The organism is Providencia sp. NPDC089933, from assembly GCF_049545585.1.
Lineage (GTDB): Bacteria > Pseudomonadota > Gammaproteobacteria > Enterobacterales > Enterobacteriaceae > Providencia > Providencia huashanensis.
The window spans coordinates 37,898-49,862 of the sequence record NZ_JBMWDT010000009.1 but is presented as its reverse complement, the minus strand read 5'-3'; the positions used below and the strand labels follow the sequence as shown (position 1 = coordinate 49,862).

The 11,965-nt window shown below is 41.1% G+C and carries 12 protein-coding genes, 1 pseudogene and 1 riboswitch; of the genes and pseudogenes, 6 read left to right on the top strand and 7 right to left on the bottom strand.

All coding sequences use genetic code 11. The features are described from left to right. Nucleotides 1-57 precede the first annotated feature (57 nt). Nucleotides 58-200, top strand: a riboswitch (yybP-ykoY riboswitch). Nucleotides 201-247: 47 nt separating this feature from the next. Further along, on the top strand, nucleotides 248-829 hold the full coding sequence (gene mntP / locus ACPEH5_RS13695) for a manganese efflux pump MntP (protein ID WP_129466346.1): 582 nt from the start codon (nucleotides 248-250) through the stop codon (nucleotides 827-829). A 43-nt stretch (nucleotides 830-872) separates the two neighbouring features. Here mntP and rlmA read toward each other — a convergent pair whose 3' ends face one another. The 3 genes from rlmA to alr form a co-directional block, all read right to left on the bottom strand. After that, on the bottom strand, nucleotides 873-1,697 hold the full coding sequence (rlmA, locus tag ACPEH5_RS13690) for a 23S rRNA (guanine(745)-N(1))-methyltransferase (protein ID WP_048607338.1): 825 nt from the start codon (nucleotides 1,695-1,697) through the stop codon (nucleotides 873-875). 288 nt (nucleotides 1,698-1,985) lie between these two features. Beyond that, a complete protein-coding gene (locus ACPEH5_RS13685) occupies nucleotides 1,986-2,723 on the bottom strand; it encodes a phosphatase (protein WP_166687279.1) in 738 nt (245 codons plus the stop codon). A gap of 224 nt (nucleotides 2,724-2,947) precedes the next feature. After that, on the bottom strand, nucleotides 2,948-4,180 hold the full coding sequence (gene alr, locus ACPEH5_RS13680) for an alanine racemase (protein ID WP_129465970.1): 1,233 nt from the start codon (nucleotides 4,178-4,180) through the stop codon (nucleotides 2,948-2,950). A 407-nt stretch (nucleotides 4,181-4,587) separates the two neighbouring features. Here alr and ACPEH5_RS13675 point away from each other — a divergent pair, with 407 nt between their 5' ends. Genes ACPEH5_RS13675 through ACPEH5_RS13665 form a run of 3 tightly spaced genes read left to right on the top strand, consistent with a single transcriptional unit; the run spans nucleotide 4,588 to nucleotide 6,506 of the window. Continuing rightward, the gene (locus tag ACPEH5_RS13675; RefSeq protein WP_281111164.1) at nucleotides 4,588-5,337 is read left to right on the top strand and encodes a GntR family transcriptional regulator; all 750 of its coding nucleotides are present in this window, start codon (nucleotides 4,588-4,590) and stop codon (nucleotides 5,335-5,337) included. Nucleotides 5,338-5,340: 3 nt separating this feature from the next. Further along, on the top strand, nucleotides 5,341-6,192 hold the full coding sequence (locus ACPEH5_RS13670) for a sulfite exporter TauE/SafE family protein (RefSeq protein WP_166685053.1): 852 nt from the start codon (nucleotides 5,341-5,343) through the stop codon (nucleotides 6,190-6,192). Next, entirely contained in the window at nucleotides 6,189-6,506 is a 318-nt protein-coding gene (locus ACPEH5_RS13665; RefSeq protein WP_042843574.1) for a DUF1634 domain-containing protein, read from the top strand. The genes ACPEH5_RS13670 and ACPEH5_RS13665 overlap by 4 nt, the downstream gene beginning before the upstream one ends. Before the next feature lie 55 nt (nucleotides 6,507-6,561). On the opposite strand, the gene ACPEH5_RS13660 is transcribed toward ACPEH5_RS13665, so the two are convergent. After that, nucleotides 6,562-7,431 carry an SDR family oxidoreductase gene (locus ACPEH5_RS13660; RefSeq protein ID WP_071548137.1) on the bottom strand — a complete coding sequence of 290 codons (870 nt, stop codon included), beginning with the start codon at nucleotides 7,429-7,431 and terminating at the stop codon, nucleotides 6,562-6,564. Nucleotides 7,432-8,004: 573 nt separating this feature from the next. Here ACPEH5_RS13660 and ACPEH5_RS13655 point away from each other — a divergent pair. Next, nucleotides 8,005-9,492 carry a SulP family inorganic anion transporter gene (locus tag ACPEH5_RS13655; protein ID WP_042843572.1) on the top strand — a complete coding sequence of 496 codons (1,488 nt, stop codon included), beginning with the start codon at nucleotides 8,005-8,007 and terminating at the stop codon, nucleotides 9,490-9,492. A 10-nt stretch (nucleotides 9,493-9,502) separates the two neighbouring features. Continuing rightward, the gene (locus ACPEH5_RS13650; protein ID WP_129465975.1) at nucleotides 9,503-10,354 is read left to right on the top strand and encodes a universal stress protein; all 852 of its coding nucleotides are present in this window, start codon (nucleotides 9,503-9,505) and stop codon (nucleotides 10,352-10,354) included. A 206-nt stretch (nucleotides 10,355-10,560) separates the two neighbouring features. Here the strand turns inward: ACPEH5_RS13650 and ACPEH5_RS13645 are convergent. The 3 genes and pseudogenes from ACPEH5_RS13645 to ACPEH5_RS13635 form a co-directional block, all read right to left on the bottom strand. Further along, nucleotides 10,561-10,827, bottom strand: a pseudogene (locus ACPEH5_RS13645) (tyrosine-type recombinase/integrase); the annotation flags it as partial. Between the two features lie 307 nt (nucleotides 10,828-11,134). Continuing rightward, nucleotides 11,135-11,629 carry a hypothetical protein gene (locus ACPEH5_RS13640; protein WP_281111163.1) on the bottom strand — a complete coding sequence of 165 codons (495 nt, stop codon included), beginning with the start codon at nucleotides 11,627-11,629 and terminating at the stop codon, nucleotides 11,135-11,137. Then, nucleotides 11,629-11,961 carry a M15 family metallopeptidase gene (locus ACPEH5_RS13635; RefSeq protein ID WP_036953350.1) on the bottom strand — a complete coding sequence of 111 codons (333 nt, stop codon included), beginning with the start codon at nucleotides 11,959-11,961 and terminating at the stop codon, nucleotides 11,629-11,631. The genes ACPEH5_RS13640 and ACPEH5_RS13635 overlap by 1 nt, the downstream gene beginning before the upstream one ends. Between the last annotated feature and the right edge of the window lie 4 nt (nucleotides 11,962-11,965).

Here is an 11,965-nt window from a genome sequence, read left to right as displayed (position 1 = left end):
GTTTAATATCCACAATTAATTAATTGTTGCCTTTAAAATAAAATGTGGTATCTTTCTTTCAACGTCATTGGGGAGTAGCCTGTTCTGGTATTATATATATACCAGAAAGTCCGTATCAACATACTCGTTTGGTTTCAAACGTGGTGCGGACACCAGATTCGGTTGGCAAGACCATAGACACATAAATAAGCCTTTTGGTTGGGGGTAATTTATGTGTATATGGAAACACCCAACCGAGGTTCTTGTTATGAGCTTTTACGCTACCCTTATCTTAGCCCTTGCACTATCCATGGATGCCTTTGCTGTAGCCATTTGCAAAGGTGCTGTTTTGCATAAACCTCGCTTCAGAGAAATTCTCCGCACTGGATTTATTTTTGGCTTCATTGAAGCCATAACCCCAATTATAGGTTGGGGTATTGGGATACTTGCAAGTCAATATGTCATTCGTTGGGATCATTGGATTGCATTTGCTTTATTATTTGTTTTAGGTGCTCGTATGATTTGGCAGAGCATTAAAACAAAAGATGAAGAATGTTGTTCAAAGCCGTCAAGTCATAGCTCAACAAACCTAATATTCTCAGCGATAGCCACTAGTCTTGATGCAATGGCAATCGGTCTTGGTTTAGCCTTTTTACAAGTAGACATCGTTCATACTGCAATGACTATTGGCTTAATGACGATGATAATGGCGACTGTTGGGATGATGATCGGCCGTTATGTCGGCCCATTATTAGGGAAAAAAGCCGAAATTGTGGGCGGATTAGTATTAATTGGTATCGGGTTTAATATCTTATTCGAGCACCTTGAATTATTTATGTACGCTTCATAATTTTGTTGCCCCCTAATTATCTTAGGGGGCAATTTTAAGCGTTCTACTCACCCTGATATTGGTAAACCCGGATCAAGAAATCAGCAGTATAATTCTTCACATCAGATAATAATAAACCTTGCTTAACTTCTTCAGACGCACGCCAAGCAAATGGCGTCATTGCTAGCAATTCATAAGCTTCGCTGCCTGCCAGTGACATTTTATAATTTAACCGTGTTTCGTCTAATAGAACAAAATTAGGTAGATTTTCTTCTTTAACAGGATGCAATTTCACTTCATCATAAATCAATGCTTTTAATTCTTGCAGATGTTCTGCTGCTGGAGTGACGGTAATTAGAGTCCCCTTAGATATTAAGATACGGCTTAATTCTTCCCCTTTGCATGGTGCATAAATTCGGACAATACTACCGAAACTTGTATCCGCAAAAGGTAATCGGTGGCTAGTCCCCACACAAAAATGTACTGATTTATAACGCTTAGCCGCGTAACGGATTGCCGCTTTAGACACATCTAACCCAAAGACCGTGGCTTGCTCGTCTTGCTTTTTCAGTTCTTGTGCAAAATAATCAGTGTAATACCCTTCCCCACAACCAATATCTAGCAAACTCATATTTGATGACGGAATAAATTGGGCTATTTTTTCTGAAACTTTGTCACGCATCAGGTGATAATGCCCCTCATCAAGAAACTGCCTACGAGCCTGCATCATCTCTGCGCTATCACCGGGGTCTTTTGAACGTTTATGTTGCACAGGTAATAAATTAACATAACCTTCTTTTGCACAATCAAACTGGTGGTTAGCTTCACAACGAAAGCTATTTTGTACTTTTTGAAGGGGTTTAAAACAAAGGGGGCATTGATAGTTCATAAACATCACTGATTTAAAAATAATGAGCAGTATACCATATCAGCCATCATGCAGCGCCATAGAATTATTTCCCATGACACCGTGACGTTAACGACATTCCATTAAATTATTTTACAGGCTTGCCCGCCTGCGCAGATTTTTCTTTGCTCTCTTTTTTCTCTGCTTTTAATTTATTATCATTAAACTGATATTATATTCTTCACCTAATGCAGAACTAAAAATAAAAGCCGGACTCATATCTGACTGAGCGGCTTTCATTCTTATTGCAGAATATCCTAAGCAATATACTTAGAAATCAGAAAATTCAGGGATTGGTTTACGCCCATGAGATTCAAGAAAATCAAGCACACGACGTGGTGTTACATTCAGGATCTGAGATTGTGGGAAATCAATAGAGTCCAGCATTTCAATGACACGGTCAAAACGACCTAAGTAACCTGAAAAGTGAGAGTCAGACCCCAGCGAAACCCAACCTCCACTGTCTTTAACCGCTTTTGCAATTTCTAAACAGTTCTTTTGACTACCCGCTCGGGAATGGAGAAATGATGAGTTATTCATTTCTAAAGCAACATTACTTTCTTTCGCCGCTTGAGCAACCGCTTTAATATCGATGGGGTACTTAGGGTTTCCAGGGTGCGTAATAATTTGCACTTTACCACTGCGGATCGTTGCAATCATGGCTTCTGTATTATCAGCTAAACTTTGGGGCTCTAATACCGGCTCATGAAAACCCGCTAATATAATATCCAGATGACGTGCTATTTTTTCATTACAGTCTGTCTCACCCAGCTTATTTTTTATATTAGCTTCAATACCATACAGTAAACCAACACCATCAACAATCCGAGGTAAGATAGGCATATTACCAAAATGCCATTCATGAGGGGCATCTTGCATTTCAGGTCCATGGTCTGTGATCGCAAATAGCTTTACACCACGGCTTGCCGCTTCCGTAAAATATTCACTCACCGTACTATATGCATGGGTGCTGGCAATGGTGTGCGCATGTAAATCAACTTGATACATAATATAATATCCTTCTAATTCTTCTATTTGCTTTATCACTTATAACGACTTATTCAAGCTAACATATCAAGGTTAAGGTTTCGATACTAATTAAGCTAAACAGCACTTTATAGACCTATACTTTATAAACTTATAACAATACATTGCACTTTATCTGGAATCGTATTTAATATGCAAAAACCCGCGATAATCGCGGGTTCAAGTTGAATATTTCGAGATTAAAACTAGTCGACTAAAACACGTTTATTTGTTGCGCCCCACAGGATCGACATCTCTGTAAAAAGTGCGCCACTGATATCTTCAACTTCCTCAGCCGTTATCTCGGCATTCCCTTGTTTACCAAAAAATACGACTTCATCACCTGGGCTGACTTTTTTTAAATCAGTAACATCCACCATAACGGTATTCATTGATGTTTTTCCTAACACAGGAACAGTTTGGCCATTGATCAATGCATGACCAGTATTACTAAATACTCGACGGTAGCCATCAGCATAACCAACAGGAATATTGGCCAAAACAGAATCTCGTTTCAAAGTATAAGTTCTGTCATAACCCACAGTATTTCCTTTAGGGTAATGATTCACCGCAGCAATATTTGATTTAAGCGTCATTACACGTTTATAGTCGTTCGTTGCAACGGTGTCACCATAAAAGATCCCTCCTACACGCACCATATCTAGCCACGACTCGGGGACAGTAATAGTTGCATAAGTATTCGCCACATGCAGCATCACATCTTCACGCTTTATTCCAGTTACCGCCAAGACTTGTTGTGATCCTTTCTTGAATTTTGCAAGATCTTTACGGATTTGAGCTTCATCTTCCTCTGGATAGTGAGACATAATTCCCACGATTTTTAATTGCGGTAATTCTGAAATCTGCTTCGCTTCATTCAAACCAGCGGCATGGCTTACTTCGAGTCCATTACGGGACATCCCTGCCGAATTTAGCGCTAAATGAATAGGAATGATTTTATTTTGTTGTTTTGCAATCGCATTCAAACGTTGCGCCATTGCTAAATTACCAATGAGTTCTTCCGTGTCATATTGTGTCGCTTGTGCCATTTCCTGCTCAGTCGCATTTCTCACTCGCATTAAACGGCCTTTAAAACCTAAGTCTCTCACTGTTTTTAATTCTTGGTTGTTTGTTACGCCAATACATTGAACATTGTTTTCAATCATAATGGGGGTAACTAATGAAAGGTCATGACCGTAAGCATCCCCTTTCAATACCGCGCAAAGAGAGGATTTATCGCCTAATAGAGCTTGAACTTTTTGCACATTAAATTCTAATGCGCCTCGTGAGATTTCAATCCATGAGTTATTAACCACTACGGATTGGGTTTGTACTACAGGTGTTGCTACATCATTAGCATTAGTATTAAACGGTTGTTGGCATGCTGTCGTAGCAACAAATAGCGGTAGTAATGCAAGATATTTTAAACGAAAAGCCACAAATTATTCCTTAACTATAGTGATATTCACCCCAATCCGTTGTTGTTCTCATTTTGGGGACGTTGACCTGCATAAATACATTTCACCGTGATAATATCAATTTGAATAATTTGAACAAGTAATAATTCACTTTTAATGCATAAAAAGTCACGTTGTACGCATAAACATAATCAATGTTTCTTATCGCACCTAATCCTCCCCAACCCATTACTTATATTTATTACACTGTTACCTTCCATTTGGCTTATTTCTTGATGGCTTGATAGCAGCTTATTTAATGCTTACCACATGGCTATCTTGCATATCATATTCGCCCATTATTGGGGCTCTATAGGGCTATTTTTAATTACATTCGTCACCTCATAGACAACATTGACATAGTGACATCATGATGTCATGATGATGATATGAATATTAATCCTGAACATTTACCGCTTTACGCAAAAATCGAATCAGCTCTCGCGGCTGATATTTCCAATGGTATATACCCCCCAGGCAGCCAATTGCCTCCCGAAGATCGCCTAATAGAAAGGTTTAATGTAAGCCGCACAACAGTACGCAAGGCGATTGAGAACCTTGTATTGCGCGAACAAATTGAAATCCGGCGTGGTAAAGGGACCTTTGTGACCATGCCTAAAATCAACCAAGAACTCACTGAGTTGACTGGGTTTGTTGAGGATATGCAAGCCCTTGGTCGTATCCCAACGGCTCGCCTATTAGACAAGCAAATCGTATCTGCCGATACACATGTAGCTGAGCAACTTGGCATCTTACCTGGAAGTGCCGTAATGCGGCTCCAGCGTGTCCGCCTTGCCGATGGCATCGCCATGTCTTTCGATGAAACCTATCTCCCTCAAGAAATTGGAGAAAAAATTATCACACACGATTTAGATGCTGAACCCATCTTTTCTCTACTCGAAGATAAATACGCTATCCCATTAACTGAGGCAGAATATCGCCTTGCAGCTATTACAGCCCCTTCTAATGTCGCTCTTGCTCTCAATATTGATACAGGTAGTGCGATCTTTTTAATCGAACGAACATCCTATACCACAGACCACCAGCCCATTGATTATGAAAAGCTCTACTATCGCGGTGATCTGATTAGCTTCGCCACGCGTTTAACACGTCGTCCACGCACCTCACAGAAAGCCTAAATAATGGACGCTCTATTACTGTTTATCGCGGCTTGTGCAGCAAGTGCGCTTGGTGGAATACTGGGGATGGCAAGTGGCATTTTTATTGTGCCAATTCTCACGCAAATTTTTGGTGTAGAAATCCACGCCGCCATTGGAGCAAGCCTGGTCTCCGTCATAGCGTGTTCATGTGGTAGTGCAGGTCAGTTTCTCAAAAATCGCCTAACCAATACCCGTCTAGCCATTGTACTTGAAACAGCCACTACATTTGGTGCCTTGACAGGGGTGTTGTTAATTGGGCTCATATCCCCCCCTGTACTGTATGGCCTCTTTGCCATGATCCTCACAATTTCAGCTAAACAGATGTTAACTCGCCGATATGAAGTCATTGCTGCTACTCCAATCAATCAAACTCGCTGGGCTACAACCTTACGCTTACATTCCAGTTTTCCAGAAAGCCAATCTAGGCAGGAAGTCCCCTATTACGTCAGTCGTGTTCCTCTTGGGATGATATTCATGTACGGGGCGGGGTTGATTTCGGCATTATTAGGAATTGGCTCTGGTGTACTCAAAATACCTGCCATGGATAGCGCCTTGCGTCTTCCCATTAAAGTTTCAAGCGCTACATCCAATTTCATGATTGGGGTGACAGCAGCAGCCAGTGCAGGGGCTTATTTTGTTCGAGGGGATATTGACATTAATGTTGCTGGCCCTATCGCCTTAGGTTCAGTTATTGGCTCAATTATCGGAGCACGCTTACTTATAGGGCTACCTGCCGATAAATTGCGTATCTTTTTTGTCATCATTCTGGCGTTTTTAGCATTTCAAATGCTTATGAGCGCTTTTGATATACACATTTTTGCTGGGACACTATGAAGTCTGAGAAAGGGTATTTAGAATTACGGGACCAAGTCATCGCTCTGTTACTTCGCTACGGAACATGGTTAGCGACAACCTTGATTGCCATTGGTGTAGCCTTAACCGCTTTAAAACCATTTTGGGGCACATCCCTACTTCCACTACATGGCTCTGACATTGTGAGTGCGGGCATTGCATTGTTTATTCTTTTGCCTGTATTACGCGTTATTTTAATGCTAGCCTTTTTTATACGTGACCGAGATTATGTTTATGTCGCGATTACGACTCTTGTACTCGTCTTTATCGCCGCAGGCGTTATTATTGAACTGTAATATTGATCCCTGCTTATTTCCCTATTGACCCAGCGAACTAGATATTTCAAGTCAGTTATCTACTTTTTTTCAGCATGTTAACTTCGTTACGATAAAAATCTTCGAGTCGATCACCTCCTACAGGTTCACCTAAGTGGCTTTCCCCCATAAATGTCAGAAAAAATTCAATTGGGCCATAAAACTTTTGCGGCGTGAAATGCCGAACTGCAAAAATACTTCCCCTACGAACCCAGTCAGGGAGATAGCTAATTTTGATATCTTGTCCTAAGGCTTGGGCTGCACAATTGGCAATATCATTTAGAGAAAGCACTTCAGGCCCTCCCACAGATAGTTCCTGCCTTGCTTGCCCCTGATTAAGGGCCTTAACGATAAATTCAGCCAAATCTTTACCCGAAATTGGGTTAATTTGCACATGACCATCACCGAACAAATAAACTCGCCCAGAAGCTGCCATCTTCAAAAAATCACCCATATCACTAAAGTAGCCGTTGGGACGAACGATAATAGAAGAAAGAGAAGATTGTTTGAGTTCATCCGCAAAACGTTCTTTTGCTTCAAATATCTTTAAGTGTCGGTTTTTATCGCCATCGATAGCTGAAACATAAACAAATTGCTTTACCTCATCAGCTATTGCTTCATCTAATAGGTTGATATTACCTTGATAATCAACATCCATATAGGTCAAACCATCTTTTTGTCGGGTTATTCCAACCGCACTAATAACGACGTCTATTCCCTCAGTAACACCATGCAGTGTGTTCGGTTCCGTCACTTCCCCAACATAGATATGATCGGCACTAGCCACCAACCCTTGTTGGTTTTGTCTCCTGACAAGCGCTCTGACCCAATAACCTTGTTTTTTTAATTCTGCAACGAGATATTGCCCCAAATAGCCTGTAGCACCTGCAACTAAAACTTTTTTCACATTTAAACCTTAGGGTAGCCACAAATTAAGTTAATTGAATACTGACATTATCGTCTTTCAAAATTAACCCTACTCTATGCTCTGTGATACCGTCAATAATACCGTCAAAATTATCTACTATTACTCGTAATTAAAAACGATAAAAATAAAGAAATCGTTATGGCTATCTGGAGCGCTTAGCGAACCGGTGGGATACTCCGTTGGCTTTCTCTTACTAAGCTCCCCAGAAACTCAACTGGTAGTGGCCTGATTATGTGTATAGGGTCCCCTTAAGTTGCCACTACAGATTATCTACGGTATCATGAATAGTTATTTTTATAATCTAAATTCTTTATAATCTGAACTCTTATAGAAAGGAACTCGTTTTGCATATTACGCCACCCTAGGCGCCAGACTCTCCTCTAAAGTCACATTTATCAACGTGACTCACTTTATGCCGTATCCACCAATGGCAGGTCTTTGGTCGAACAAATTCACCCCTAGTAAAAAATATGACAATCTGCGCATGAAGTTAATCGTTGTTGCGATTTAATTTTGTATGCCTGCATTGTCTCTCAGTTTATAAGGCTATCTATGCTCGAAAAAATGAAACTTGAATGGTTTTCCAACATCAAGGGAGACCTCTTAGCAGGTACTGTTGTTGCCTTAGCGCTAATACCTGAAGCGATTGCATTTTCCATCATCGCAGGTGTTGACCCCAAAGTGGGTCTTTACGCTTCATTTTGTATTGCAGTTGTTATAGCGTTTGTGGGTGGTCGCCCGGGTATGATCTCCGCTGCAACAGGCGCAATGGCATTACTCATGGTTACGTTGGTAAAAGAGCATGGTCTTGAGTATTTGCTTGCTGCAACATTGCTCACCGGTTTGATCCAAATAGTTGCTGGCTACCTTAAGTTAGGGAGCCTAATGCGTTTTGTATCTCGTTCTGTCGTAACAGGTTTTGTTAATGCGCTTGCTATTTTAATTTTTATGGCTCAATTGCCTGAGCTTACCAATGTCACTTGGCATGTGTATGCTATGACGGCGATAGGTTTAGCTATCATCTATTTATTTCCATATATCCCGATTATCGGCAAAGCTCTCCCTTCACCCTTAGTATGTATTGTTGTTCTCACCGCATTTGCGATGATCGTAGGTTTGGATATCCGAACCGTTGGTGACATGGGGGAATTACCGGACACGCTTCCTATTTTTCTATGGCCTGATGTGCCACTAAATTTCGACACGTTGATGATTATCCTTCCTTATTCCTTAGGTCTTGCCATTGTAGGTTTATTAGAGTCAATGATGACAGCCACGATTGTTGATGATTTGACGGATACTCAAAGTGACCGAAACCGTGAATGTAAAGGTCAAGGTATTGCCAACATTGGCTCTGGATTACTCGGTGGTATGGCTGGTTGTGCCATGATAGGGCAGTCTATTATCAACGTAAAATCTGGCGGTCGTGGGCGACTATCTACCTTTAGTGCGGGCCTATTTTTACTTATCCTTGTTGTATTCTTGGATGAATGGATAAAACAGATCCCGATGGCGGCGCTGGTGGCCGTTATGATCATGGTTTCAATCGGAACCTTCTCATGGTCATCAATTAAAGACTTAAAAAAGCATCCATTATCAACCAATATCGTCATGATCACGACCGTTATTGTTGTGGTGGCAACACATAACCTAGCGATTGGTGTCTTCGTTGGTGTTTTATTGGCAACGTTATTCTTTGCAAACAAAATTGGTCGCTTCATGGTAGTTAAAACAGCGCAAACTGATGATGCTTCACGTACTTATCGTGTGGTTGGTCAGATTTTCTTTGCCTCATCTGAACAGTTCATTGATTCCTTTGATTTTAAAAAAGCGGTTGATAAGGTAACCATTGACTTAACCCAAGCGCATTTTTGGGATATTACTGCCGTGTCGTCTTTAGACAAAGTCGTTATTAAGTTTAGGCGGGAAGGTGCGACAGTTGAAATTATTGGAATGAGTGAGGCGACAGAAACTATTGTTGATAAATTTGGCGTCCATAACGATCCAAAGGAAGTTGAAAAATTAATGGCAGGCCACTAAGGAGAAACTTATGAATAAGATAATTACCTGTATTGATGGCTCTGTGGTTTCTGATCAGGTATGTGCAGCCGCTTGTTGGTCTGCTAAACAGTTGAATAAACCTGTTTTGCTACTGCATGCTATTGAAAAAAATCACTCACCAGCTACAGAAGATTTAAGTGGAGCCATTGGCCTTGGCGCCCGCTCTTCACTTCTCAATGAAATGGCCGCTTTAGACGAACAACGCAGTAAAGTTGCTTTATCCCTTGGTAAGGAAATCTTGGCACACTCCAAGGCTCTTTTGGTTGCCAACGGTTGCCATGATGTTGAAAAAACACAGCGTCACAGTGGTATTGTTGAAGCCATTTGTGCTCTTGAAAATGATGCAAGACTCATTATTATTGGGAAGTCTGGTCAACAACATGCTGGAGATTTCAAGACACTTGGCTCTCATATTGAACAAATTATTCGTAGAGTCCACACACCAATACTAATTGCGAATCAGTCATTTAAAACACCTAGAAGCTTTATGCTTGCTTATGATGGCAGAGAAACTGCGGACCAAGCCGTGCAACGTATTATTGAAGGTGGGCTGTTACATGATTTGACCTGCCATTTAGTCACTGTAAAAAATAGCGCACCAAACATAGAAAAAAAATTCCAGCAAACGAAAGAGTTATTAACTAATAGCGGCTTTGAGGTGAAAGCTAGTTTATTAGAAGGGAAAATTTTTGATGCTTTAATGAAGTACAAAGAAAGCAGTGGTGTTAATATGCTTGTGATGGGTGCTTTTTCTCACTCTAAATTAGCAAGTATATTTTTAGGTAGTAATACAATGGAAATGATTGAGCAAACAGAAATACCTATGATTGTTTTGCGCTAACTTTGTTCTACTTTGCAAAAATGTGTATTTTTTAACTTTGTAATTGGAGAGATTGATTAGCCCTCTGTAGATTATAGGCGGTCCGTGACCGTCTTTCTTCGTAGCAATTAGCTCGGTATCGCATACCGAATGATGTCCAAGGCTTGCTTAAAGTCCTCCGGCATCGTTCGGCCAGTTTCAGCCTAGTGGTACATGACCCTAATTTATTCAGGCGTCAGAGTTCGATCTCTGCTCAAACCTAGCAATACTTACTGGCCTTACCAACTCTGCTAGGTTCTCAACCTTCTGGCCTCGCTCAGTAGCCTACCGGTATATCTGGAGTACAATCTCAAGCGCAATAAGTCTCCGTTGCGGGCCTTCTCCTTCGCTGGCGACTTTCCATCGGCGACCATCTACTTGGCTTCACCAAGTCACTCACGGGCTTTTGCCATAGTGATACCCCCAACGCTATAGCGACCAAAGGTGAACGACTCTTATCTGCCATTAGTGGCATCTGCATGCGATAATACCAACTTTGATACCCCATTCAACTTGTGCTTGACGCTGCTAATCAGTGCCAGATACGGCAAGCTATAAAAACAAAAAAGCCCACTTTTACATGGGCTTAAATCGTTATTTTGCTAGTCAGTGCCAGCTAATTCTTATTGCAGGATTATTCCCACTCAATTATTTACACAAAGCGCAACCTATTGATTTATATAAAACATAATTAACCCAGTGGGTTATGATACCGTCACCAATACCGTCATAATGAAAAGTGAACAATATTTATACAGCAATCTATCGATACGATTCGAGTAATTTTTCTTTTGCTGCTAGGTCGGTAATGCATAAATTAAGGGCCCTTGTGTTTTCATCGGCACGATTAGACTCACGCCCATAGACTTCAAGTGTGTTTCGTAGTTGTCGAGAAAGTTCACTGGCCTTTGCTCTCTCAGTTCGGCAGGTATTGGCGTTATCGGTACCATCAGTTTTTGTTTCCGTGGCACTGGTTTCGAACTGCACGCTGTCAAAGTGATTAAGAACACGCTTAAGCAAATCGTCTGTGCGCATCGTAGCACGTTCTTTCTGTTCATTGTATATCACCACCCTATTTTGTTGTTCTTCGTCTGCCTGCTTTCGTTGGTCGACGTTAAACGCTAGGTCTTTCTCATCTTCCTGCTGCCCGGCAATCTGTTTTGTCATTTGCTGGTTATCAGAAAAAATGCCGCTAGTCATAAAACCAGCGGCAAATGAGATAGCCAGCGCAATTAATGCAATGGCTACTTGTTTCATTAGCGAACCCCGTTGTGCTCTAATGAGTAGTGGTTTCCGTCATTAAAACGACCGCCCCAGCTACCGCCAATTGATTCCCAGTATTCACCAAGTGGCTTGTGATCGCTGGAAGCTGTTAGCCACTTACCGTCTTTAAATAAATTAAAATCAACTGCTAGGCGCTCTGTATGCAGGCTTTTACTAATTCCTTTACCCGCCTTTTCATTTAATGCTGCCTGTTCTTTCGTGCGAAATGCTTCACCAAAAGTTAACTGGTAGCCATTCGCCTGAGCAAAGATAATTAACTTAGCCACCATTCCAGTAAATCTATTTTGTTTATCTACCATGGACATTAGG